The 26,141-nt window shown below is 45.7% G+C and carries 24 protein-coding genes; 2 read left to right on the top strand and 22 right to left on the bottom strand.

The features are described 5' to 3' along the window. Window positions 1-89: 89 nt before the first annotated feature. The 12 genes from tilS to Q7A_RS07350 form a co-directional block, all read right to left on the bottom strand. On the bottom strand, window positions 90-1,418 hold the full coding sequence (gene tilS / locus Q7A_RS07405) for a tRNA lysidine(34) synthetase TilS (protein WP_048480984.1): 1,329 nt from the start codon (window positions 1,416-1,418) through the stop codon (window positions 90-92). Between the two features lie 20 nt (window positions 1,419-1,438). Next, a complete protein-coding gene (locus tag Q7A_RS07400) occupies window positions 1,439-2,395 on the bottom strand; it encodes an acetyl-CoA carboxylase carboxyltransferase subunit alpha (RefSeq protein WP_014706717.1) in 957 nt (318 codons plus the stop codon). A 257-nt stretch (window positions 2,396-2,652) separates the two neighbouring features. Next, on the bottom strand, window positions 2,653-3,756 hold the full coding sequence (locus Q7A_RS07395; protein WP_014706716.1) for a PilT/PilU family type 4a pilus ATPase: 1,104 nt from the start codon (window positions 3,754-3,756) through the stop codon (window positions 2,653-2,655). An 80-nt stretch (window positions 3,757-3,836) separates the two neighbouring features. Beyond that, window positions 3,837-7,322 (bottom strand): DNA polymerase III subunit alpha, encoded by a 3,486-nt coding sequence (gene dnaE, locus Q7A_RS07390; protein WP_014706715.1) that lies wholly within the window; start codon window positions 7,320-7,322, stop codon window positions 3,837-3,839. A 75-nt stretch (window positions 7,323-7,397) separates the two neighbouring features. Further along, window positions 7,398-8,447, bottom strand: coding sequence for a beta-N-acetylhexosaminidase (nagZ, locus tag Q7A_RS07385; protein WP_014706714.1), 1,050 nt, complete (start codon window positions 8,445-8,447; stop codon window positions 7,398-7,400). A gap of 9 nt (window positions 8,448-8,456) precedes the next feature. Beyond that, a complete protein-coding gene (locus tag Q7A_RS07380; protein ID WP_014706713.1) occupies window positions 8,457-8,942 on the bottom strand; it encodes a L,D-transpeptidase in 486 nt (161 codons plus the stop codon). Between the two features lie 456 nt (window positions 8,943-9,398). Further along, window positions 9,399-10,337 carry a VWA domain-containing protein gene (locus tag Q7A_RS07375; protein ID WP_014706711.1) on the bottom strand — a complete coding sequence of 313 codons (939 nt, stop codon included), beginning with the start codon at window positions 10,335-10,337 and terminating at the stop codon, window positions 9,399-9,401. Next, the gene (locus tag Q7A_RS07370) at window positions 10,334-10,873 is read right to left on the bottom strand and encodes a tetratricopeptide repeat protein (protein ID WP_014706710.1); all 540 of its coding nucleotides are present in this window, start codon (window positions 10,871-10,873) and stop codon (window positions 10,334-10,336) included. The genes Q7A_RS07375 and Q7A_RS07370 overlap by 4 nt, the downstream gene beginning before the upstream one ends. Continuing rightward, entirely contained in the window at window positions 10,866-11,882 is a 1,017-nt protein-coding gene (locus tag Q7A_RS07365; protein WP_014706709.1) for a VWA domain-containing protein, read from the bottom strand. The genes Q7A_RS07370 and Q7A_RS07365 overlap by 8 nt, the downstream gene beginning before the upstream one ends. Further along, window positions 11,879-12,670 (bottom strand): hypothetical protein, encoded by a 792-nt coding sequence (locus Q7A_RS07360; RefSeq protein WP_151903903.1) that lies wholly within the window; start codon window positions 12,668-12,670, stop codon window positions 11,879-11,881. The genes Q7A_RS07365 and Q7A_RS07360 overlap by 4 nt, the downstream gene beginning before the upstream one ends. A gap of 59 nt (window positions 12,671-12,729) precedes the next feature. Then, window positions 12,730-13,614, bottom strand: coding sequence for a DUF58 domain-containing protein (locus Q7A_RS07355; RefSeq protein WP_014706707.1), 885 nt, complete (start codon window positions 13,612-13,614; stop codon window positions 12,730-12,732). Between the two features lie 12 nt (window positions 13,615-13,626). Continuing rightward, window positions 13,627-14,646 (bottom strand): AAA family ATPase, encoded by a 1,020-nt coding sequence (locus Q7A_RS07350; protein WP_014706706.1) that lies wholly within the window; start codon window positions 14,644-14,646, stop codon window positions 13,627-13,629. 437 nt (window positions 14,647-15,083) lie between these two features. On the opposite strand from Q7A_RS07350, the gene Q7A_RS07345 reads away from it, so the two are divergent. Both Q7A_RS07345 and Q7A_RS07340 read left to right on the top strand, forming a co-directional pair. Continuing rightward, window positions 15,084-16,466: a sensor histidine kinase gene (locus Q7A_RS07345; protein ID WP_238595962.1), complete on the top strand. Its 1,383-nt coding sequence runs from the start codon at window positions 15,084-15,086 to the stop codon at window positions 16,464-16,466. Continuing rightward, window positions 16,459-17,127 carry a response regulator gene (locus tag Q7A_RS07340; protein WP_014706704.1) on the top strand — a complete coding sequence of 223 codons (669 nt, stop codon included), beginning with the start codon at window positions 16,459-16,461 and terminating at the stop codon, window positions 17,125-17,127. Before Q7A_RS07345 ends, Q7A_RS07340 begins: the two co-directional genes overlap by 8 nt. A gap of 24 nt (window positions 17,128-17,151) precedes the next feature. On the opposite strand, the gene ahpF is transcribed toward Q7A_RS07340, so the two are convergent. The 10 genes from ahpF to queA form a co-directional block, all read right to left on the bottom strand. Next, window positions 17,152-18,729: an alkyl hydroperoxide reductase subunit F gene (ahpF, locus tag Q7A_RS07335; protein ID WP_014706703.1), complete on the bottom strand. Its 1,578-nt coding sequence runs from the start codon at window positions 18,727-18,729 to the stop codon at window positions 17,152-17,154. 139 nt (window positions 18,730-18,868) lie between these two features. Then, the gene (gene ahpC, locus Q7A_RS07330) at window positions 18,869-19,435 is read right to left on the bottom strand and encodes an alkyl hydroperoxide reductase subunit C (protein WP_014706702.1); all 567 of its coding nucleotides are present in this window, start codon (window positions 19,433-19,435) and stop codon (window positions 18,869-18,871) included. 177 nt (window positions 19,436-19,612) lie between these two features. Then, window positions 19,613-19,684 carry a pyrroloquinoline quinone precursor peptide PqqA gene (gene pqqA / locus Q7A_RS07325; RefSeq protein ID WP_081443609.1) on the bottom strand — a complete coding sequence of 24 codons (72 nt, stop codon included), beginning with the start codon at window positions 19,682-19,684 and terminating at the stop codon, window positions 19,613-19,615. A gap of 114 nt (window positions 19,685-19,798) precedes the next feature. Beyond that, window positions 19,799-21,103 (bottom strand): adenosylmethionine--8-amino-7-oxononanoate transaminase, encoded by a 1,305-nt coding sequence (gene bioA, locus Q7A_RS07320; protein ID WP_014706701.1) that lies wholly within the window; start codon window positions 21,101-21,103, stop codon window positions 19,799-19,801. Window positions 21,104-21,197: 94 nt separating this feature from the next. Continuing rightward, the gene (locus Q7A_RS07315) at window positions 21,198-21,530 is read right to left on the bottom strand and encodes a HesB/IscA family protein (RefSeq protein WP_014706700.1); all 333 of its coding nucleotides are present in this window, start codon (window positions 21,528-21,530) and stop codon (window positions 21,198-21,200) included. Between the two features lie 4 nt (window positions 21,531-21,534). Further along, complete coding sequence (locus Q7A_RS07310) at window positions 21,535-22,677, bottom strand: cysteine desulfurase family protein (protein ID WP_014706699.1); 1,143 nt, start codon at window positions 22,675-22,677, stop codon at window positions 21,535-21,537. 18 nt (window positions 22,678-22,695) lie between these two features. After that, on the bottom strand, window positions 22,696-23,145 hold the full coding sequence (locus Q7A_RS07305) for an Rrf2 family transcriptional regulator (RefSeq protein WP_014706698.1): 450 nt from the start codon (window positions 23,143-23,145) through the stop codon (window positions 22,696-22,698). 50 nt (window positions 23,146-23,195) lie between these two features. Continuing rightward, window positions 23,196-23,990: a serine O-acetyltransferase gene (gene cysE / locus Q7A_RS07300; protein WP_014706697.1), complete on the bottom strand. Its 795-nt coding sequence runs from the start codon at window positions 23,988-23,990 to the stop codon at window positions 23,196-23,198. After that, complete coding sequence (locus Q7A_RS07295) at window positions 23,987-24,730, bottom strand: RNA methyltransferase (protein ID WP_014706696.1); 744 nt, start codon at window positions 24,728-24,730, stop codon at window positions 23,987-23,989. The genes cysE and Q7A_RS07295 overlap by 4 nt, the downstream gene beginning before the upstream one ends. 315 nt (window positions 24,731-25,045) lie before the next feature. Beyond that, entirely contained in the window at window positions 25,046-26,077 is a 1,032-nt protein-coding gene (gene queA, locus Q7A_RS07290; protein WP_014706695.1) for a tRNA preQ1(34) S-adenosylmethionine ribosyltransferase-isomerase QueA, read from the bottom strand. Between the last annotated feature and the right edge of the window lie 64 nt (window positions 26,078-26,141).

Genomic DNA, 26,141 nt, shown 5'->3' with positions numbered 1-26,141 from the left:
GCAATAGCGGTGCAGCCAGAATAGCCACACTCAAAAATATCGTCATAAAGTATCAGAATTGCCCGAGTCGCTCAATCAAAATATCCCCATCAAGTCTGCTCAATCACTGGTAACCAGCCAGTTTCGTCGGATAACGGCTTTGCTGTTTCTGCACAGGCATAGCCGACAATTGCGACTAATTGCTGGCTGGCAAACAACAACGGAATTGAATCGCGTTGCCAAACCGGGATTTGCCATTCCTGGAACAACTTTTTTAATGACTGATGATGGGACTTGCCGGATAACTGAATTTTCTCTCCACCCTGACGAAACGTTAGTGCTAAACCAGAGCGAAACAGTTCGGCACGAATCCCTTTTCCCTTTAAAGCCTTCCAAACTATCTTACGCTCAGCATCCAACAATATGGGCTGCTGATCGTAAATCAGGTTAACGGATAAAACAGTTAAAGGATGTTGCGTTAACGTACTGATATAAAGGATGTTCTGGTAACGCCTGGCAATGTATTGGCTCCAACTGACCTGAGGCTGCCCATCTACTGCTGCTTGACAGACCTCCGTTAAAATCCGTTGCAAATTTATGCGTGACGGCAGCACCATATTTAACTGTTTTATAAAAAATCGCAGCACATTGCGTTGCCTTGGCGCGCTCAACATATGCAATTTGGTAATGTTTAAACTGCCATCAATGACATCAGCTTCGACAGAATTTAAATCTTCTTGCGCTATCTCATCCAACAGAATCTGGCTTTCCTGCAGGTTATTGGCAGAACGTGCCAGATTGCGGTTTAAGGCAGGCCAACGCTGTTGTAACAATGGCCAGATTTGATGACGTAGGAAGTTACGGTTTATCTGGGTATTTTGATTGCTGGGATCTTCAATCCACTGCAACTGATGTGTTGTTGCATATTCTAATAAAGCTTCTCGGGAAATAGTCAGCAATGGCCGGACAATCTGCAGATTCTGCCATTGAGAAATTGCTTTCATCGCTCCTAATCCACGATTGCCAGCCCCTCGCAGTAATTGCAGCATCAAGGTTTCAGACTGATCTTGCAAATGTTGTCCAGTTAGCAAAACACCATCATCGTTAATCAGTTGATCAATAGCTTGATAACGCGCGGTGCGTGCGGCTGATTCAAGACCTGACTGATTAATATCCGTCACCATCACTTTCAGGCAGTGAAATGGCATGTGTAATGAAGCAGCAACCTGTCGGCAGTGTTCTGCCCAATGGGCAGATTGAGATTGCAGCTGATGGTCGACATGCACAATCTGAATTTTTTGTGGAAATTGCTCTCGATGGGTCGCGAGAAAATGCAGCAGCACATGAGAGTCCATGCCACCGCTGTAGGCCACCCATAAAGTAGAAGATCCGCAATATTTGCGGATCTTCTGAATAACTAATTCTGTGTCAAAAGACACTTTTATAAACCAGGGCCTGTTTATCCTTCAAAGGCACCATAATCAAGCAAACGCTTTTGACGACGTTTAACCAGTTCATCTACTGGCATCGCCTGTAACTGCTTAATTTTAGTGTTGATGGCTGTTTTCATGTTTGCCATCAGTGCTTCAGGATCACGATGCGCACCACCCAGGGGTTCTTTGACAATTTCATCTATCAAACCCAGGGATTTCAGACGATCTGACGTCACACCTAGCGTTGCGGCAGCATCAGAAGCTTTTTCAGCGCTCTTCCAGAGAATGGAGGCACAGCCTTCCGGTGAAATAACTGAATAAATACTGTATTGAAGCATCATCAAATGATCAGCAACACCAATTGCCAGTGCACCACCTGAGCCACCCTCACCGATAACGGTGCTGATAATGGGAGTTTTTAATTTAGCCATTTCAAACAGATTCCGAGCAATGGCTTCACTCTGACCGCGCTCTTCAGCACCGATACCGGGATAAGCACCTGGCGTATCAATGAAGGTCAATACTGGCATGCCAAAGCGTTCGGCCAATTTCATCACACGTAACGCTTTACGATAGCCTTCAGGGCGTGGCATACCGAAATTACGTGCAACTTTCTCTTTAGTATCACGGCCTTTCTGATGACCAATAACAATCACCGGCTGACCGTTGAAACGGCCCATTCCGGTAATTAATGCCTGGTCATCGGCGTAGGCGCGATCACCATGCAATTCTTCGAAGTCTGTGATCAGATGTTTGATGTAATCGAACGTATAAGGTCGCTGTGGATGGCGCGCCATTTGGGTGACTTGCCATGGCGTTAATCCGGAAAAAATCGAGCGCGTCAGCGATTCACTTTTTTCCTTAAGCTTCTGAATTTCTTCGGTTATATTCAGATCGCTGTCATTGCTCATGTAGCGAAGTTCGTCGATTTTGGCTTCCAGCTCGGCAATAGGCTGCTCGTAGTCAAGGAAATTCAACTGCATTACAAAATTACCTTCGAATCAAAATAGTTCGATTATACACGCACTAGGGCTTGTTGATCTTTCATATCCACCACTGGGCGTTGCTCGTCGTTTATTTAGAAAGATTACAAAAATGCCGGGAGCATGTTTGAGCGTAAGCCACGAAGAGGTGAGATACATGAATGTATCTCACAAACCGCAGTCCTAGCGCCTTGATTGGTGGACTTTCAGTCACAACAGAGGCGGCTATGAAAGATCAGCAAGCCCTATATTTACGCTTAGCTGAGGATTAATTCGTCTTCTGCATCGCTGTCATCATGAGATGCTCCCATGCGTATTTCCAGACTGAGGTCATTGCGTGAATCGGCATTGCGCAATGCATCTTCCTGAGAAATCTTGCCTTCCCGATACAATGTCAACAAGGCCTGGTCAAAGGTAATCGTCCCCGGTTCACTACTTTCTTTCATCGCATCTTTGATCGCACCGATCTGACCTTTATTAATCAATTCTGCGATATATGGCGAGCTGAGCATGACTTCAACCGCCGGTACCAGATTGCCATCCTGCACTGAAGGTAATAAACGCTGCGAGATGATGGCACGCAAATTCAGTGACAGATCCATCAGGATCTGACGATGCATCATTTCCGGGAAAAAGTTAATGATCCGGTCCAGTGCCTGATTCGCATTATTGGCATGCAACGTGGCTAAACACAGGTGACCGGTTTCAGAGTAATTAATGGCATGTTTCATGGTATCCATATCGCGGATCTCACCAATCAAAATGACATCTGGCGCTTCACGCAGGGCATTTTTCAATGCATTCTCATAAGACAGGGTGTCAATACCAACTTCGCGTTGCTGCACAATTGATCGTTGATGGGAATGCACAAATTCCAGCGGATCCTCAATGGTCAGAATATGTGATCCGGAATTACGATTCCGATGACCAATCATTGCGGCCAACGTAGTGGATTTACCGCTGCCGGTGGCACCGACAACCAGAATCAAACCACGTTTTTCCATCACCACATTACCCAGTACAGGTGGCAAACTCATTTCTTCAAAATTAGGAATATGGGTACGGATATAGCGAATGACCATGGAGACTTCGCCACGCTGCCGGAAGATATTGACCCGGAACCGGCCAACGCCGTGGACTGGAACCGCAAAATTCATTTCCAGATTTTGTTCAAATTCAGCTATCTGTTGCTGATCCATTAATGAGTAGGCGAGGTCTTTCACTTCACCTGTCAGCATTTTTTTACTGCCAACGGGGCGAATCACCCCTTGAATTTTGACTTGCGGTTCGGTCGCAGTACAAAAAAACAAATCTGAGGCTTCCTTATCAGCCATCAGTTTCAGGTAAGGCATCATTTCCACGTCAGCAATCCTTAGAGTAAACGTTTGAGTTGCATTAATCGTACACGATTGACATCAGCCAACAAAGCGGATTAAGTTGCTTAATAGCGCACCGTCACAGTTTCACTAATTGGTAAATCCGCCAACTCTTTCAACAGGGTATCCGATGGGGTGATTTGCCAGTCGTGCCCCAGTCGGATCACTACTTCAGCATCCCGATTAAGGTACTTGAGTTCCACTGGGATAACACCACCACAAAAGGGGGACATCACGGCTTGCATCTGCGAGATCCATTGTGCGTCCTCACCTTGCTGCTTCACCGTCAATTGCACTGACTTACCAAATAATTCACGGGCTTTCTGTAAATCATAAACCGACTCTGCCGTGCCAGCGAGACCACCGCTGAAATTATCCTGACCAATCTTGCCTTGAATCACCACCAATTTATCCGGCTGTATAACACTTTGATATTGCTCATAGACATCGCCAAAAACCCGCACTTCAAGGCGGGCTGTTTGATCATCCAGCGTAATAAACGCCATACGGCTGCCATTTTTGGATTTCATCGTACGAATTGCCACGATCAAACCCGCAGTCAGTAATGGAATTTCATTTCGTTGATAGCCTTTGGATTCAGGCGCATCCAGTTCACTGATTTTTTTTGGAATAAATTGGGCCAGCTCGGCAGCATAGCGATCGATCGGATGCCCGCTTAAATATAACCCCAGGGTTTCCTTTTCAGCACGTAATAACTGTTCTTCCTGCCATTCAGGCACATCTTCCAGCAAATCGGTTTGCGGTTGATCAGCATGGGATGGTTCTGCCAGGCCAAACAAATCATTCTGCCCACTGGCGGCATCACGCCGATGCTGCTCTGCAATCTGCATCGCCCGGCTGAGGCTGGATTCCAGACTGGCACGATGTCCACCAAGTGAATCAAATGCGCCGGCTTTAACCAGCGACTCCATCACCCGGCGGTTAATTTTTTTCAGCTCTACTCGCCGGCAAAAATCAAATAATGAGGTAAATGCTTCACCCTGCTCGCGTTCTGAAACGATACCGGCCAGGGCTGATTCACCTACGCCTTTGATGGCGCCCATGCCATAACGGATAGTGGTTTCATTTTCTACGGTAAACTGGATTTTGCTGAAATTAACATCCGGCAGTAATACCGTCAGATTCATATCCCGACATTCATCAATCAGGCCGACAACTTTATCGGTATTGTCCATATCCGCTGATAATACTGCCGCCATAAAGGCTGCTGGATAATGGGCTTTCAGCCATGCAGTCTGATAGGCAACTAACGCATAGGCAGCTGAATGCGATTTGTTAAAACCGTACTCAGCAAACTTTTCCATTAAATCGAAAATGGGTCCTGCAGTGTTTTCCTCAATGCCTCGATTTTTAGCACCTTCCAGGAAAATCTGTCGTTGCTTGGCCATTTCCTCGGGCTTTTTCTTACCCATCGCCCGGCGCAGCATATCAGCTTCACCCAGACTATAGCCCGCCAGAACCTGGGCAATCTGCATTACCTGTTCCTGATAGACGATGACACCATAGGTGGGTTTCAGCACAGGTTCGAGATCAGGATGCGGGTAATCGACTTTGGCACGGCCATGTTTTCGATTAACAAAGTCATCGACCATGCCCGATTGCAATGGACCGGGACGGAACAACGCCACTAAAGCGATAATATCTTCAAAATTATCCGGTTGCAGTCGCTTGATAAGTTCTTTCATACCTCGCGATTCCAACTGGAATACCGCAGTGGTTTCACAACGTTTTAATAAGTCGTAACTGGGCTTGTCATCCAGTGGCAGAATGGCGATATTAATCTTGTCCGCTTCGTCAGCTGGCAACATCGCTTTAACATTTTTAACCGCCCAATCGATAACGGTCAGGGTTTTCAGACCTAAAAAGTCGAATTTGACCAGACCGACACTTTCAACGTCGTCTTTATCATATTGCGACACCAGCCCGGCGCCATTCTGTTCACAATATAATGGTGTGTAATCAGTCAGTTTTTTTGGTGCGATAACCACACCACCGGCATGTTTACCGACGTTCCGGGTCAGACCTTCCAGCTGCAAGGCCAAATCGATTAGGTTACGAACTTCTTCTTCCCTGTCATAACGCTCTTTAAGCTGCGGCTCCTGTTCCAGGGCTTTGCTCAGCGTCATTTTCAGTTCAAATGGCACCAGTTTGGCCAGCTGATCAACAAAGCCATAGGGATGACCTAAAACACGGCCTACATCGCGTAATACCGCCTTGGCCGCCATGGTACCGAAGGTAATAATCTGCGAAACGTGATCCCGGCCATAATGCCGAGACACATAATCGATAACGCGATCCCGGCCATCCATGCAAAAGTCGACATCAAAGTCAGGTAAAGATACCCGTTCCGGATTCAGGAATCGTTCAAACAGCAAGTCGTACTGCAGCGGATCAATATCGGTAATTTTCAGCGCATAGGCGACCAATGACCCGGCACCGGAGCCCCGTCCCGGACCAACCGGAACCCCATTATTTTTGGCCCAGCGGATAAAGTCGGCAACGATTAAAAAGTAGCCGGGAAAGCCCATTTCATTGATAACGTCGAGTTCAATCTGCAATCGCGACTCATATTCAGCACGTTTTTGTTCTCGCTCAGTCTCATCAGGAAATAATACTGGCAGCCGTTCAGCCAAGCCCTCAAACGATTCTTTGGAGAAAAACTCTGCCAGTGTCATGCCTGCTGGCACCGGGAAATCCGGCAAATAATGTTCGCCCAGTGTTAATTCAACATTACAGCGTTTGGCGATTTCGACCGTGTTGGTGATGGCTTCCGGAATATCGGCAAACAGACGCACCATTTCTTCCGGGCTACGCAGATATTGCTGTTCGGAGTACATTCTTGGGCGACGCGGATCATCGAGCAACCGGCCTTCATTAATGCAGACCTTGGCTTCATGGGCTTCAAATTGATCTGGTGTTAAAAACCGCACATCGTTGGTGGCAACCACTGGCAGATCGAGTTCACTGGCCAGTTGTAATGCCTGTTGAATATAACGTTCTTCATCATCACGGCCAGTACGCACCAGCTCCAGATAAAAACGATTCGGAAACAATTGCATCCAATGTCTTGCGAGTTCCTCTGCTTCTGCTTGTCGATTGCCCAACAGGTCACGGCCTAATAAACCCTCACGCCCGCCACTTAAACAAATCAATCCGTCGGTTTGCCCATCCAGCCATTCGGGTTCCAGCATGGGCACGCCCAGATGCTGCCCTTCGGTATAGGCTTTGGAAATCAATCGTGACAGGTTGTGGTAGCCCTCCATCGTGCTGCACAGCAACACCATCCGCAGGCTTTTTTTACTGTCGTTACTATCTCGTAACCGGATATCGGCGCCCAGAATCGGTTTAACCCCGGCTTGCATTGCTGCGCTGTAAAGTTTGACGGCAGCAAACAGGTTATGTTGATCGGTAATGGCAATTGCAGGCATGCCGGAGGCAGCCGCTGCCTTGACCAGCGGTTTGATACGGACCAGTCCGTCAACCAGAGAATAATCAGTGTGTAAATGCAGGTGTACGAATTGCGAGGTCATTAGACAGTTATTTAATTCAAAGCAAAATGATAACACTGCCGACTGGCGGTGTATGGAGAATCAACCGAAAAAATATCAGGCAAGATCCAGTTGCCGATCAGTATCAGGTGCATAGTTGGCAACGGTATAAACGGCCTGTTTCCATTGCTCGCTGGCCATTAGCGTTTCGCGGTCAATCGGGTGTCGGCCATGCAGTCGCACCAGACGCATATGTCTTAGCGGATCGGCATCACATTTGAGGTTATCCAATACACTTTCAACTTCTGAGGGGTTATTGCAAAGCAGCAACAAGTCACAACCCGCTGCTAAAGCAGCTTCTGCACGAGCAGTACTATCGCCCACAATGGCAGCACCTGCCATACTCAGATCATCACTGATGACTGCACCCTGGAAGCCCATACGCTTACGCAGAATTTCCTGGATCCAATAGGGTGAAAAGCCAGCCGGCAAACTATCGCATTTTTCATAAACAATATGTGCCGGCATGATGCCCGCCAAGGTTTGTGAGCAAAGTTGCCGAAACGGCAGCATATCGGCCTGCCACATATCTTCCAGATGGCGTTTATCGATCGGCAGACCTGAATGCGAGTCGACTTCCACTGCCCCATGACCGGGAAAATGTTTACCAACAGCTGCCATGTAAGCCTGTTTCATGCCGCTGATATAAGCAGCAGCCAGTTTGGTGACCGCTTGGGGATCCCGATGAAATGCACGATCACCAATCACTTCACTGATGCCGTAATCCAGATCCAGAACCGGTGCAAAACTGAAATCCACTCCCACAGCACGTAGCTCTGCCGCCATTAACCAACCGGTTACTTCAGCTTGTTTAAGAGACTGTTGGGGATGTTGCATGTAATGCTGTCCCAGCGTGCCAACAGGTGGAAGACGGCTGAAACCTTCACGAAAACGTTGAACCCGTCCACCTTCATGATCCACAGCAATGATGAGATGTGGTTGACGTATTGCATGGATTTCAGAAGTCAGTGCAGCAATTTGTTCTGGAGAATCATAATTACGGCTAAACAGGATGACACCACCAACCAATGGATGTTGAAGAATTTCTTTTTCTTTCTCACTGATCGTTACGCCGATCAGATCCACCATCAACGGGCCTAATGTCATGTAATTACCTTATTCGTGAATGCAGACTTTCAAACCGGGGTTGACCAGTTCAAACAACGTCAGCAAATCCTGATTATGCATGCGGATACAACCGTGGGATTCAGCGATGCCCATTGGCTCACTATCCGGTGTGCCATGTATGTAAATATAGCGGCGCATTGTATCAACATTTCCCAATCGATTCCTGCCAAGTTCCAGTCCGCTTAACCAGAGTATGCGCGTTAAAATCCAGTCTTTATCGGGAAACTGTTTCGCCAGCTGTGGTGAAAAAATTTCACCGGTGGGCCGTCTGCCACGAAACACGGTATTAACCGGTTGGCCATCGCCTATACATGCTCTGATGATATGCCAGCCCCTGGGAGTGCATCCTGAATCTTCCTGTTCACCGGGCCCATTTAAAGCCGTTGAAACAGATGCAGAAAACAGCACCTCGTCATCCCGTTTTAGCTGGCAACGTTGTTGAGACAGAGAAATATCGAGAAAATGATTTGCCATGGTTAGATTAAATTTCAGCCCGCTTTGCAATAAACATCAGTGGCGTGTCGAACGATAAGCACACGTAACACCAAACCAAGTGTATATCTGTGATGCGGTCAGCAGCAACAAACCCACCATTGCTGTCCAAAGATAATTGTCAGCCAGCAATTTCTGAGACATGTTGCATTCGAGCAAATATCGACTGTATAGCTGTTAAACACTATTTTTCTTTGCTGCTAATCCATCAAGCGAACCAGCAGCAAAGGCCTGATATGGAATCTGTTGGCATTTGAAAAAAACAGGTAACTATTTCTCAGTCATCCCTTGTCAGAGCAAGTTTGCATCTGGCATTTCGACTCAGCCATATCGATAAATAAAGCTAATCCGGTTCATGCTTTAATTGAACGTTCTGCGCGTTACATAAATTTCAGAATTGAAGTTTTATTCCACTTCAGATGAGGTGTAAGAAACAGCTTAATCATGTTGGTTCGCGAACAGATTGTAGGGTAAAAAGACTAACACCAATAAAATCAAAGCAATGGTTGCCAGCCAGACAAATAAATCATATTTCACTGGTTGCTGGCGACTATCAGAAATTTTCTGCATTTCTTTGATCAGATGCTGTGGAGATTTAGGCGAGGAGATAAATTCAAATCCAATTCGTCTGGCAACTGTTTCCATATGAGATTTCTTCTGCGACGATAAATGTTCTGTGCGTGGACGGTTATTATTTAATTCAGCCGCATCTCCACGACTTGAGGCATAGACATCTTTATGCATGACCTCATTTATTTCCCAATACCCTTCTATTTCACCAAACTCATTCGTTTTAGGAATAGGCACTAAATCGCTTCCACCAATACCGACGATTACCCCTGGTACTTCACCAGGTGTATCAGTGAACTTGGGGAAAAGTTTTTCATGAACTGGGGGGGCCTCATGACCATCGGTTAAAAAAACCACTGTTGGCTGTGGTGTAATTTCTTTGGCCTGACGAATCGATGTATACAGAGCTTTAGACACTTCACTGGAGCGGGCCCACGCCATTGTTGGATGAAACTGCGACAGCATCTGCATCAGATCATGATAATTGGTACAAACTTCGACCGGCGTCATCAGAATCAGACTGCGCGCTTCACTAAAAATCGCCAAGCCAGCATGAGAACCACACGGCATACTCAAAATTGACTGTCGGGTATACTCCTTGGCCCACTCCAATCGATTAATGGTTTGCTTACCAAATCGTGCATCTTCCACATTCATACTGTCCGTTATATCAATGACAAACAAACTGTCCATCACCTCTATTTCACGATCCACCTCTGGTAACCACAGCGCCGCCATTATCATTAACAAACTGATTAACATGACCAATGCGGTCAAAAATATCCGTTTTGGATAACTCAAGCTCATGGCAAATCAACCTTGAATGCCTTGGTTTCGATACTGCGTTCGCTATAAATTTCCTGCTTTTTTAAATTAGTCTCTGCTTCAGGATCTTCGGGAACTAAGCGTAGTGCCACTTCAAGATTGAAACGAGCATCCCAGAACTCCGGCTGTTGCTTCAATGCACTGCGATAATCCTGTTTAGCTAATTCAACCAGTGGAATCATCTGCGGATCATCGCCATCCATTGCCATCGCTTCACGCAAATTGATGTTACCGCGATTGAAATAGGCAGCCGGTAACCATTCTGCTTGCTGGCTGCCAAGAACCAACGTGTATTGTTCTAAAGCTGCATCATTCTCGTCGTGTTCGACCAGATAGTGACCTTGAGCAAAATGTGCCCGAGGATGATCCGGAATTGTTTTATATTGTTCAGGTGCAATAACAAAGGCTTCAATTCGTTTTTGCTGCCATAGCTGCCAATTTGAAAACAACATTACAACAATGCTGATAACAAAAATCGACAGTAACACCCAGCGTAATAATTTTAATGTGTTACTCATGCGCTTTTCGAACTCCCCAGTAACTGTATAGATGTGAACTTGCCAATGGCAACATGGCGAGCAACGCTAACCATAAAAACCAGTCAGACTTGGGTTCATGTGGCACCAGCTCTTCCACAATCAATGTCTGGTATTGCTGCTCGTCAATTTCATCCATCGCCGCTGCAAACTCTTCTAGCGAACCCGCTTCAAAGGCCCGGTAAGGAATACCGATACTTTTGAAAAACTCATGAACTTTCCGCTCGGGCAGATCGGTATAAAGAATATTGTCATTTTCCGACGGTTCCAGTGTCATGCCCTGTCTGGCTTTGAGATATATCCAGTAAATACTCAGATTCATCTCCTTGTAACGTTTGGTGATTAATTCCATGGCTTCATCAGTCATTAACTGACCACCATCCGATACCAGCAAAACAATTCGTGAACCGCGGTAGGGCTGGTCCTCAAACATTAATGCCGAATTCATCAGGGCATCAGCCAAATTGGTATCAGACAAACCTTTGCCTAGTGAATTCGCTTCAATGGTGGCAAGAATTGCTTCCTTGCTATAGGTCAATGGCAAGAGGTTAATGGAGTTGGTGCTGAAAAAGACAAAGCCGAAACGATCATCCGGTCGTTTTTTAACAAATTCAGTCAAATAGGTTCGGGCAACACGGCGCTTGGAATTATCGCCTCCAACTGCATAATTGGCAGCCTGAGTAGTCACAGCAAACGCATCATCCATACTGCGACTGCGATCCAGCAGCAAAACAATTTCGGCACCCTCACCAAATCGTTCTACCGTACGTTCCGGAATGGCAGGGCTGGCAACCGCTAATAATAAGGCAGCAATTACCACGGAAGATAAAACTTTTAGTGTCAGGCTAATGGTTCGGGATAACGGATCATGTGGCACCAATGCTGTCCAAGCCACTGTTTTATCCAGATTATTATTAAACCATGGCAATAACACCATCGGTAATAACAACAGTACAAAAGGAAAAGCCCATTCGAGACCAAACAGCATCATGCCATTTTCTCCCTCGCCCGGCAGGAACGAGCCAGTTTAATTAAACTGTCAAAATCTGCATTTTGCTGAGAATCGCGACTGAAATAATGTGATGCTGACTGCTGGTAAAACCGGGTTATTTCTGGCTGTAAATCAGCTAACCACGGACAAGCATCCCACAATTGCTGTAGCTGACTGTAAATCACCACGGTACCGGCACTATCATTAAATGCATGATGCATAACACGTGTAGCACCATCGACATCTTTATGGCCAAACCAGCGTAACTTATTCATCGACAATACTGCTTTAGCAAACGGCAAACGTTTTCCAGGACGCAAGCCGATATGCCAGACGAGCCAGATAAGTGCCGTAATCAAAGCGACGGCAATGGCATAAGTCCGTTGATTTTCTAACGTACTAAAGTCTGCAGGCAGTAAACGCTGATCCCTTCGCAAGGTCATTTCTGTCGCATTTTTATCTGTTGCATTTAAAAATGATCCGGCAGAAAACTCGGCTGGTGGAATATTCAGCAACTGACCCGCATTGGTTCTCAATGTATAGGATGGAGTCTGTAATGTACGTGTTTCAGCAGGAACATTCACCAACTGATACTGCAGCTCAAGTACATTACTGTTACTGGAAATCTGCAACAGATTAAGCCATGGCCCATGACGTTTGTTCAATTGCGGCAAACTGTCAGCATCAATATCACTGACACTTACCGGCAGGACAATACTGGCATTTACGATGTCACCTATCAACAGACCCCAACTACGATCCATCTTAATAGTCACATCTTGTGCCATGAGCTGACTGCTGAAAATAAAACTGAAAATGAAGATCCAACGGCGCATTGTGTGCATTCCTATGATTTTTTCATGGCGGAGAAATACTGGGTCAACTGTTGTGGGGTGACTTCTCCAGAGACAAAAAGCGGCTTAACCCGATAACGCATAAAACAGGCCGTCAATTTCTCAAAATGTTCATCCAATTGCTGCTGCCAACGTTTTTTGATACCTGGACGGATCCATACGCTGTGTCGTTTTCCGGTCTCAGAATCCCGGGTTTCGGTCCAACCGGCATGTGAAGGCAGATGATCCACTTCATCATGCTGCCAGACAATAGGTATCACCGTGTAATGCGCCAACTTACGTAAAGTGCGATCAACCAGATCAATATCACAACAAAAGTCTGACGCAAGAAACACCATGGCTTTAGGACTGGTAATTAAATCTGCCACATCAAATAAACCCGCAGCTCCAGGTGCTGAAGGTGCAGTGGCCTGAATAATTTTTCCGGCTGCAACAGCAGGCATACTGCGTTGTCTTGTTGGCATTACGGAAACATCTTTTCGCCATACCGCATCAAAACCAGCCATGGCAAATCGATCGCCAAAGCCAATAGAGCTGTGAGCAATCATATGTGCGAGCCTGGCCACCCGTTCATTACTGACACTGGAAACCGACATTGATCGGCTTAAGTCGGCAAGTAACCATAAGGTAATAGACGAGCGTTGCTGATAACGTCTTACTAGCCAGCGTTCCTGATTGCCTAAAGCGGAATCAGCAATATTGGTGCGTAAACTGGCACGCACATCCAGACGCCGTGGATCGGGATAATCAAACAAATCGGCAAAACCGGCAAAACGGTCGCCACTTCCCATTGCGGTTCCGTTATGCGCGCCTGGCACATGACCGAAAACCTTGTCTGGAAAGCGGTAGCTAAATTCCTGAGGTTGAATAGGCTTCATAATGATGCCCGCTTACGGCGTAGCGATATGATCACGTAACGCCTGTACAAACTGCGGCATCAACTGTTCACGACGGCCATCATAAACCGGTGACAGGAATATGCGATGGGTCAGTGATGGCAGTAGTACAAAGTGAATATCGTCCGGCAGGACATGATCCCGTCCTTCAAGCCAGGCACAAACCTTGGCCGCACGCACCATTGCAGACATACCACGAACACTGGCGCCGGCAACCACCAGATCTTCTACATAAACATCAGGCAACGTAATACCGAGTTTATGAGGTTCCCAGCTGGCATCCCACAGGCGAACCACATAATTTTCAATTTCCGGAGAAACATAAATATTGTTTTGAATATCTCGATCCAGAGCATTCAAATCGCGATAATTTAACAGCGGAGCTCCAATTGAACTCAGCAATTCATCCACATCATGAAACGCCGGATCAAAAATTAATTTACGGCGCTGTTCATCTTCAAGTGGACGACTGATATTAATCTCAAATAAGAAGCGATCTCTTGCAGCAGCGCTCAGCTCAAAGGTTTCCTCTTTTTCCACCGCATTACGATCCGCAAAAACGATCATATGTGGAAAACGATACTCTTTACCAAATGCTTCAGCACTACGTTCTGCCATCGCTCTAAGCAGCAGTGATTGGACTTGGGGACGTGCCCGGTTGATTTCATTAAAGAAAAACACCGCTGTTTCTTCACCTTTGGCAATCAGCGGGCCAGGTTCGATGACCGGTTTACCATCAGCATTTACCCAGGCACTGTAAAGCAGATCGTTAGGCATTAAATCCACACTACCTTCGATACGGCCAAATGCACCACCCAATGCTTTGGAAAAAGCGCGTAACAAGGTAGTTTTCCCAACCCCGACGCCACCTTCAAGCAATACGTGGCCGCGAGCATGCAGTGCGATCAGGATCAAACGAATCGCCTGCTGCTGACCAATCACCACATTATTGACAACCTTTTCCAGTGCCAATGCATGTTCACGAGCAGTAGCTAATTGCTGCTTATCCGACATTCTCTCTCCCCTTTAAATAGGTAATTTTTTTATTTTAAGCCTTATTCAAAAATCATTTTTCAAATGAAGGCTGCTTATCTAACGCATCTTTGCAAAGCGAGCAAAACCGTAGACTGACAGCAAATGCTGGAAAATCCCAGTTATTTACTGTTTTGATATGATTTTACCGGTTGACTAGGGCTTGTTATCACAGGAATTTATCACTGAATACCAAAATGTGAAACCAGCCAACTAACATCAAGTTCGAAATAAATACTCCATAGACTATTAAAGCTGTATCAGCTTTACTTGCAGAATGCTGCTTATTAAACAGTGAAAGCCCGTTTCACACATCAGATATTTGCCCATGGACATCGGGCAAATATCCCGTTAACTGCAGTTCAGCTTTGCACAGTCTATATCTGCGCCTAGACTATAGTTATTGTTTAGATGGATACATGATGAATCTCAGACTACAGCTTTTCTTTAGAATCATGCTGATAGGCTTTGTCTGTCTGGTCGTTAGTGCGGGTTATGTGCTTTATCAAACCGATCAGCAGGCCAAACTGGAGGCCGATCTGACTGCTTTGCGTATTGAAAAACAACTGACTCAGCAGTTATTGAAAATGCTCTCCCGTTATGATTACTCGGTTGCTTTCCCCGATTCCAATATTTTGCAGCAACTGAATGGCGTGCCTGGCTCGTGTGTACAGTTTTTATCACGTACGGAAAGCCGCCGCCGCAGTTTGTGTAATGAAGTCGTGCATGATGAAACCCGTTGGCCACAGTGGTTTGGTGAGCTATATCAACAGCTTTTTCAACCAAACTATGAAGCCAGTCGTTGGTTTTCATTTAATGCCATCACCTATGGCAATATTATCGTTTCGCTGAATATGGAAACTGAAATTGCCCGTGCCTGGAGTAACCTGCGCGCGGTGTTCGGTATTTTATCGGTTAGTATTCTGGCTGTATCGTTATTGGTGTTTATGACCATTCACCGGATGCTGCGCCCGGCACAACTTATCGTTCGTGGACTGGAAAAAATGCGGCAAGGAGAGTTGCAAACCCGTATACCCAGTTTCGATATAGGCGAATGGCGACGTACCAGTGACGCGATTAATGCGCTGGCTTCCACCCAGCAACAGATTATGGGTGAGAACCGCCAACTCGCACTGAAATTGATCAATGCACAGGAAGAAGAACATCGTTTTATCAGCCGAGAACTACATGATGAATTTGGCCAATGTCTTGCCGGTATTAATGCATTAACGACCTCTATCAGTCAGACAGCACGTAAGGACTGTCCTTCAATTATCAGTGAAACCGAAAGCATCAGTCATATAACAGCCCATATGATGTCCGCTTTGCGTGGATTATTAACCCGTTTACGTCCAGCTGATGTCGACGAGCTGGGATTGACAAGAAGTCTGGAAAAACTGATAAAAAGCTGGAATCAGCGCACGGGTGGAGAAACCCGATTTAATCTTCAGATAGACGATGAAGTTGATTCTTTACCAGAACCCTTACCGGTCAATCTCTATCGGATTGTGCAGGAATCATTAACCAATATTGCTAAACATGCTGATGCCAGTGAAGCCAACATCAAATTGAAATATGTTCATCAAAATCAATTAACCCTGCAGGTTGAGGATAATGGTCAAGCCAAACGTGACAGCTTCAATCAGCATATGGGCGTGGGGTTATTGGGAATATCGGAACGTGTTAATGCTTTGGGCGGTAAAATTACCATGGATATCCAGAACAAAGGCGGATTGAAACTGCTAATCAATTTACCGGTTAGTCCACCACCAGTATCTACAACGGGGCAACACCATGTCTGAAAAATCGATTCAAATTCTGTTGGGCGATGACCATGCCATTGTGCGTGAAGGGTACCGCTCGTTATTACAAAAACAACCCAATTTAACCGTAATAGCGGATGCCCGTGATGCTGCCGAAGCCTACCAGAATTACAAAACCTTCCAACCTGATGTGGTCATTATGGATATTTCCATGCCCGGGCAAAGTGGTCTGGAAGCCATTTCACGCATCCGACAGTATGATGGACAAGCACGTATTCTGGTGTTTAGCATGCATCAGAACCCCAGCTTTGCATTACAGGCGATTCGAGCTGGTGCGCTGGGTTATGTCACCAAAAGCAGCGATCCGACTTTATTGATACACGGAATTTATCAGGTCTATGAAAACAAACTCAGTCTCAGTCCCGATGTGGCTCAGGCATTGGCCGTAGAAAAACTGGGTCAGGACAAAACGAGGCTGGATGATTTAACGGTCAGAGAGTTTGAAATTTTGCGTTTATTATTGGAAGCCAAAAATAACCAACAGATAGCTGACATTCTGAATATCAGTCCGAAAACCGTCTCAAATTCGCATTACATTATTAAACGCAAACTGGATGTAAATTCAGATATCGAACTCACCCGCCTCGCCATTCGCATGAAGCTGTTAAACCTGCGCGACTTAATTGACGAGGCGGAATGAACTCTGATTAACGGAAAAGCAGGGTTAAGCTGCTTTATCTTTATCCTTATCATCAAATTCATTACGGATAAGATAATCAAAAGCGCCCAGGGCCGCTCTGGCACCTTCGCCCATTGCCATAATGATCTGCTTGTATGGAATGGTTGTCACATCACCGGCAGCAAAGACACCCGGCATTGAGGTTGCCCCGTGAGAATCAATTTCAATCTCACCATATTTGCTCAATGTGAGCGTGTCTTTTAACCAGTCGGTGTTGGGTAACAAACCAATCTGCACAAACACACCAGCCAGCTCAACATGATGCGATTCCTCAGTCGCACGATCTTTATAATTCAGACCGTTCACTTTCTTGCCATCGCCAGTAATTTCAGTGGTTTGCGCACCAATGATTACCGTTACATTGTTCAGACTGTGCAGTTTTTTCTGCAATACCGCATCGGCTTTCAGTTGATCGGCATATTCCAGCAAGGTCACATATCCCACAATACCAGCCAGATCAATTGCGGCTTCGACACCGGAATTGCCGCCGCCAATTACCGCAACATGTTTACCTTTAAATAAAGGGCCATCACAATGAGGGCAATAGGCAACACCGTGACCACGGTATTCTGCTTCACCCTGCACGCCCAGCTCACGCCAGCGGGCACCGGTCGCAATGATGATTGACTTACTGGTCAGTGTGGCACCGCTTTCCAGTTCCACTTCAAGCATTTTGCCTTTCTGACTTAATTTGTTGGCGCGCTGTAACTTCATCACGTCTACTTCATATTCTTTGACGTGTTCTTCAAGTGCAGCAACCAGTTTTGGCCCTTCGGTCTCTTTGACTGAAATAAAGTTTTCAATCGCCAGGGTATCCATCACCTGCCCACCAAAACGTTCAGCCACAATACCGGTACGAATACCTTTGCGTGATGCATAAATTGATGCAGAAGCACCAGCCGGTCCGCCACCAATAATCAATACATCATAGGGGGCACGCTGACTGATTTTTTCTGCTTCACGTTTAATGGCACCGGTGTCCAGTTTGCCGATAATTTCTGTCAGGCTCATACGTCCCTGACCGAACACCTCACCATTCAAGTAAACAGTCGGCACGGCCATAATCTGACGTGCCTCGACTTCTTCCGGATACAACGCACCATCGATCATGGTGTGATGAATATTTGGATTCAACACCGCCATCAGATTAAGCGCCTGTACCACTTCAGGGCAGTTCTGACATGACAGGGAAATATAGGTTTCGAACACAAACTCGCCATCAAGCTGTTTGATTTGTTCAATCACTTCAGGCTCGGTCTTCATTGGATGCCCGCCTGTGTGCAGTAATGCCAAAACCAGGGAGGTAAACTCATGGCCCATTGGGATTCCGGCAAAACGGATTTGCTCCTGCCCCTCAGGCTGTTTAATACGGAATGAAGGTTTACGTGCATCGTTATCGGCATCAGAAAAGCTGACTTTATCTGACATATCAGCAATTTCCACTAGCAACTCACGCATTTCCAGAGATTTTTTGCCATCATCCAGTGACGCAATGATCTCAATCGGACGTTGCAGATTTTGCAGATAAGTTTTTAATTGTGCAGCAATATTAGCATCCAACATAAGGCACCTGCCTGTCTAAAATTCTATAAAATATTTGGGTGATGTCCGGGCCGGTCGGCCCGGACACACTGATCCAACGGATCAAGAATTTCATGAGAAGTTGTCGTTAAATTAAACGAAAACTTGTCTCAGATTTTCTTTAGATTTTGCCAACCAGATCCAAAGATGGTGACAAGGTTTCTTCACCTGGCTGCCATGAAGCCGGGCATACTTCGCCATCATGTGAGGCAACATACTGAGCAGCCTGGATTTTACGTACCAGTTCTTTTGCACTACGGCCGATACCCAGATCGTGCACTTCACACACTTTGATCACACCTTCAGGGTCGATAACAAATGTGCCACGCAGCGCCAGACCTTCTTCTTCAATCATGACTTCAAAGTTACGACTGATCGCACCGGTTGCATCACCAAGCATTGGGAAGTTGATTTTCTTGATGGTTTCAGAAGCATCGTGCCATGCTTTGTGTGTGAAATGGGTATCCGTGGATACTGAATAAACTTCAACACCCATTTCTTGAAGTTTGGCGTAATGATCAGCCAGATCGCCCAGTTCAGTTGGGCAAACAAAGGTGAAATCTGCTGGATAAAAGAATATTACTGACCATTTGCCTTTCAGATCAGCATCCGTAACAGGTATAAATTCGCCTTTGTGAAATGCAGTGGTTTTAAATGGTTTAACGGTTGTATTAATCAAAGTCGACATGGTCTACTCCTTGTTGATTGTCAAAAGCGACAATAGTCATTCTATGGCTCGATGATGCAACGGTCAAACAACTTAATTCTATTAATATAATCGGAATAAGCGATTGCAATACAGTCTTAATGAAAAAAGCCCCTGAAGCTAAGCTTCAGAGGCTTTTAAAGTACGTTTGAACCGATATTAACGGTTGCAGATGTACATGGTTACTTCAAAACCGAAACGCATATCTGAATATTCTGGTTTAGTCCACATGATTAAATCCTCCATCCTATTTTTAAGGTTATCGCTATCCGTTTTTCTGGATAACGTGAAAGTGATACTACGCTGCAAATATCAAAACACTATCAGAGATAATCTTGATAGGTCTCAGGATTTTACTGATTGATCCAGCTTATTAACGATAGCTTTTATCGCTTTCGTGAGCTTAGTCAACTGTTCAGTCGTAATGATGTATGGCGGCATTATATAAATCATCGTACGAAAAGGTCTTATCCAAACACCCTGGTCAACAATAAACCCTGGCAACCATTCCATAAACCTATCTAAAGACTGATTCAGCTCCACTACTCCTATCGCGCCTTTAATACGAACATTTTTGACTAAAGAGTGCGTCGATAATTCATTCAATTCGTATGTCAGCTGGGCTTCAATTGCCCGAACCTTTTGTTGCCAGTCTGAGTCAAGCAATACATCAATACTCTCGCACGCTACGCGACAAGCCAACGGATTCCCCATAAACGTGGGGCCATGCATCAACACACCCTGTCCATCAGCTGAAATCCCTTGCGCCACCCTGGTTTGGCATAGGGTGGCCGCCAACGTCATGTACCCCCCTGTCAGCGCCTTGCCTAAACATAAAATATCCGGCACGACATCTGCGGCTTCATAAGCAAAAAGATGTCCGGTTCGGCCAAAACCAGTGGCGATTTCATCAAAAATAAGCAACACGTTATGTTTGTCACACAATGACCGAAGCTCACGCAGATATTGTGGACAATAAAAACGCATTCCACCAGCGCCCTGCACCAAAGGCTCGACAATCACTGCCGCCAATTGTTGATGGTTATCCTCAATTAATGCACGCATTTCTGCGATATCACTGTCCTGCCATTCAACATCGTCACGACAGGTGGGAGCTGGAGCAAATAAATGTTGTGGAAGTACTTTGGCAAACTGGGAATGCATGCCATTCACCGGATCACAAACCGCCATCGCGCCGAAGGTATCGCCGTGATAGCCGCTTCTTAGTGACAGCAGTTTCTGTTTCTCGGTTTTACCTTGTGCAAACCAGTATTGAATGGCCATTTTAATAGCGACTTCAACTGACACTGAGCCAGAATCTGCCAGAAAAACATATTGCAGTGCATCATCGGTGATATCGATTAAACGTCGTGCTAGGCTGACCGCCGGATCATGGGTCAAGCCACCAAACATTACGTGCGACATTTTATCGAGTTGATCTTTAGCGGCTGCATTCAGTCGTGGGTGCCCATAACCATGAATAGCTGACCACCAGGATGACATACCATCAATGATCTCTCGGCCATCAGCCAGGGATAAATATACGCCTTTTGCCGAAACCACCTCGTGTAATAAAGGTGGGCTTTGTACGCTACTGTAGGGATGCCATAAATGTTGAGCGTCAAATTGCAGATTGCTAAGTTCAGTCATGGAAAAGATTCAATCACAGTTTAATAGACCAGATAAAACAAAACTGCCCGTTAAAACCTTAACGGGCAATTTAAAAATAAACATAAAGATCAGCTTATTTGGTGACGCTGAAGCTCTCTCCGCAGCCACATTCAGAAGTGACATTTGGATTTATAAATTTAAAGCTTTGGTTTAGCCCTTCCTTAACAAAATCCAATATCATACCCTCTAGCAATGGCAGGTTATCTTTGTCTACCACGACTTTGACATCATCCTGCTCAATAATCATATCATTGGCTGCGACAGTATCAGCATAATCAAGAGCATAGCTGTAACCAGAGCAGCCACTTTTGACCACACCAATACGCAAACCAATACCATTGTCATGCTTAGCGACCATATCGCGAACACGCTTTACTGCTGATTGTGTCAATGTAATTGTTGTCATTTCATTACCTGTTCATTAAATGATTAAAACGACTGGCTTCTGTTTCAATTATGACCGCCAGTTGTTCAATTTGTTCTATGGTGTTTTCCAATGAAACACTCACCCGGACAGCACCTAATGCAGTCATATCGTCTACTCCCATAGCCTTAAGCACATGGCTCGGTGTTTGGCGGCCCGTGCCACAGGCCGAACCACTGGCAACTGAAAAGCCCTTGCGATCCAATGACATCAGTAAAGTGTCGGAATCAAATCCTTGCAATGAAAAAAATACCGTATTTGGCAAACGTTCTGTTGACTGTGCAAACACAGTAACACCCGGTATTTTGCACAAACGTATTTCCAGAAAATCCCTTAATTCACGACAATGTTGCTGATATTGTGCTAATTGCTGTTTGGCTTTTTCAGCTGCCGCACCAAATCCGACGATTGCTGCAACGTTTTCAGTACCACTGCGTTTTTCATGTTCCTGACCACCACCTAAAACATATGCAGGCCAATCCATTTCTTTATCAACAATCAGAGCACCAACGCCTTTTGGACCACCAAATTTATGGGCAGATAAACTCATCAGTTGTATCCCAGCTGCCTGAAAATCAATTTCCAATTTGCCGGCTGCCTGCACCGCATCGCAGTGAAATACAATATCGCGTTGCCTGGTCAGCTCGGTTAGCTGGGCAATATTCTGCACCACGCCGGTTTCATTATTTGCCCACATCACCGAAACCAGGCGAGTATCATCGGTCAATAAAGTTTCAAATATTTCGACAGTGATCTGACCATCGGCATTCACTGGGATAAATAACACCTCGAAACCCAGTTTTTGTAGTTGTTTGGCAGGTTCCAATACCGCGGGGTGTTCGGTACTGCTAATTAAAACTCGTCCAGAATCGTGCAATTGGGCAATGCCAGCAATGGCCTGATTATTAGACTCCGTGCCTCCACTGGTGAAAATAATTTGTTCACTTTGCACGTTTACCAGATCTGCCACTTGCTGTCGTGCATGGTCTATCGCCGCATGCGTATAACGACCAAAGCGATGACTGCTTGAAGGATTACCCTGCTGCTGTTTAAGATACGGTAACATCGCATCTAATACACCTTCGGCCAGCCCAGTTCCGGCATTGTGATCAAGGTAAGTAAAAGACATAAGACTTAGTAGCAAAGCTTAAAAAGCATCAAATTTAATGACTTTTTCATTATTGTTGCGGTTTCGCTGGTAATCACTAATAACATGGTGCAAGGTAATACCGGCAAGATAAACACGGATCTGATCGCTGAGGCTTTGCCATAATTCATGGCTGACACATTTCTCATCTGCATGACAATTATGCTTGCCCTGACATTGTGTGCTGTCAACTTTCTCATCTACCGCAGAAATAACATCCAATACGGTTATTTCGGTAGCTGATCGGCTAAGCCGATATCCCCCTCCCGGGCCACGAGAACTACTTACTAACCCTTGTTTACGCAACTTGGCAAACAATTGTTCAAGGTATGAAAGTGAAATCCCCTGACGCTCGGAAATATCAGCAAGCGTAATCGCGCCAATACTATAATTAAGACTTAAATCGAGCATCGCCGTCACAGCATAGCGCCCTTTCGTCGTTAAGCGCATATTGATTTCCTATCACAAACTATTAAGTTAGTTTTTCATACCCGACTATTTTAGTCAACTTTAGTTGAATCTGTATCTTTCTCCAGCTCGCAACCCTCCAGTTCCGGCATCGAAACATCTGGCAATTCCCCCCCCAGACGGTGAATTGTCTGACACATAGCATCCATGCGTTTTTCCATAAGATGAATATGTTCAATCAGTCCATGAATAGCAGATGCCACCGGATCAGGTGTTTGTGTTGATGTACCGTAAGCATCAAAGCCAACGGATTGTGCCAACTTTTCCTGGGCTTTTTTGTCAGGGTTTTTCTGGCTTCTGACTACACGTCCCGGAATACCAACAACGGTTTCATTGGCTGCAACATCCTTAACCACCACCGCATTGGAACCAATACGTGCCCCATCATAAACAGTAATCGGACCTAAAACTTTTGCACCAGCACCCACCACCACATTATTGGTTAATGTCGGATGACGTTTGCCGCCTTTCCAGGAAGTACCGCCTAACGTGACACCATGATAAAGGGTGCAATCATCCCCAATTTCGGCAGTTTCACCAATCACCACGCCCATACCATGATCAATAAAGAAACGTCGACCGATTTTGGCACCCGGATGGATTTCAATTCCGGTTAACCAACGACCGATCGTCGACATAAAACGAGCCAGCCACATCCAGCCTTTTTTCCATAACCAATGACTGAATCGATGCAGTGTTAATGCATGCACCCCCGGGTAGGTGGTGACGATCTCAAACACATTGCGGGCCGCAGGATCTCTGTCAAATACACAGTAGATATCTTCTTTAAAACGCTGCCAGCGGGTCACATGTAATTGATCGTTCATTTTGAGCTCCTCGCTTTAGTTTCTGCTGCACGCAAAATGCCATGCAAAATCTGAACTTCATTCCGGTCAAGGTCTGCACGGTTAAATAAACGACGAATCCGCCGCATTAAATTACGTGGATTGCTCGGATCTAAAAAGCCGATGGTGGTCAGACTGCGTTCGAAATGGTCGTATAAATGGACCAGATCTTCGGCGTTAATGGCCTCACGTTCTTCACCCACACGACCTCGTTCAATGGTCGGATTGAAACTCATACGTAATTCATAGGCCATAACCTGAACCGCAGCAGCCAGATTTAATGAACTATATTCTGGATTTGCCGGAATATTTATCAAGGTATGACATAGATCCAGTTCGTCATTTGATAAACCTGAATGCTCCCGCCCGAATACAATTGCAATATGGGTATCATCATCATATTTTTCAAGCGAGGCAACCGCTTCGCGCGGGTTCATTAACGGAACTGCAAGGTGTCTGAGCCGAGCACTCATACCAAACACATGCTGACAACCGGTCAATGCCGACTGCAAGGTGTCATGCACCACTGCTTTGGCCAACACATCATCAGCTCCAGAAGCCCGTGCTGTGGCTTCGGCACTGGGATATATTTTTGGCGCCACCAGATGCAGGTTTGATAAGCCCATGGTTTTCATGGCCCGGGCTGAAGCACCGATATTGCCTGGATGTGTAGTGCCAACCAGCACAAAGCGGATTTTGTCCAGGGTCTTTTTATCATTCATAGCCATCTCTGTTGTGAATTGAAACAATGGCACGCAAGGCGCGAGGAATAAAGTTTGTGAGATACATCCATGTATCTCACCCCTTCTGGACTCACGCTCAAAAACGTTCCTGACATTTTTGTAGCCATTCTAAATGAGTGACGAGCAACACCGTGTGGCGTTGTTTCAATCACAACCCGGAGGGCTCGGACTATTTTCCCGCCCTCCTGCGTTAGAAATGACTTATGTAGATGACTGCATCGCATCATTTCTGCCTTGTTGGACGGGAAAATAGCCTCCAGCAGTGATGGCTATGAAAGATAAATAGCCCCTGCTTCATGCAGTTTTCCTGGTAATAAACATGGCGTCACCGTAACTAAAAAAACGATAACGTTGCTTTATGGCGTGTTGATAGGCCGACATTATATGGTCTCGTCCAGCAAAGGCCGACACCAACATTAATAAAGTCGATTCGGACAAATGAAAGTTAGTGACCATCGCATCTACTGAACGAAACTGGTAGCCCGGATAGATAAAGATATCTGTTTCACCTGAATAGGCCTCAATTTCGCCACTACGTGAGGCGCTTTCCAATGCTCTGACACTGGTAGTGCCTATTGCAATAACTCGTCCACCTTTTTCACGGGTTTGACGAACTTTTTCGCAAACGGTTTCACTGACTTCAATGCGTTCGGAATGCATTTGATGCGTACGAATATCCTCAACCCGCACTGGCTGAAAGGTTCCTGCTCCGACATGCAATGTGACTTCAGTCATATCTACACCGCTGTCGCGGATACGTTGCATCAGCTCATTATCAAAGTGCAATCCGGCTGTCGGTGCTGCTACTGCACCAACTTGCTTGGCATAAACGGTTTGGTAACGTTCCAGATCTCTTTTATCAACTTCGCGCTCTATATAGGGTGGTAACGGTAATCGTCCATATTGTTCCAGCGCCTCAATGACATCGCTTTCAATATCAAACCTAAGTTCAAATAACGCATTATGACGGCCCAGAACCTCGACACGAAGCTCAGATTCCAGAAGTAAAATTCGACCCGTACCAGGAGACTTGCTGCTGCGAATATGTGCCAGAACACGTTTATCATCCAGAACCCGCTCTACCAATACCTCAATTTTACCGCCAGTTTCCTTCTCACCCAATAAACGGGCCGGGATAACTTTGGTATTATTGAAAACCAGTAGATCATTGGGTTTGAGTAAATCCAGAAAGTCACTGAACTGACGATCCATCAGCGCACCACTATTTCCATCAAGATTCAGCAGTCGACTGGCAGTTCTGTGTTTGGACGGATACTGGGCGATTAATTCAGGCGGAAGTTCAAATTGAAAGTCGGTACGTTGCATGGCGAGATCATAGCAGAGCTCTTGTGTTTTTCGTTAGCTAAAATCTTTCACCACCAGTAAAAAC

This window comes from Methylophaga nitratireducenticrescens (genome assembly GCF_000260985.4).
Classification (GTDB): Bacteria; Pseudomonadota; Gammaproteobacteria; order Nitrosococcales; family Methylophagaceae; genus Methylophaga; species Methylophaga nitratireducenticrescens.
This window is presented reverse-complemented; position numbering and strand designations above follow the sequence as displayed.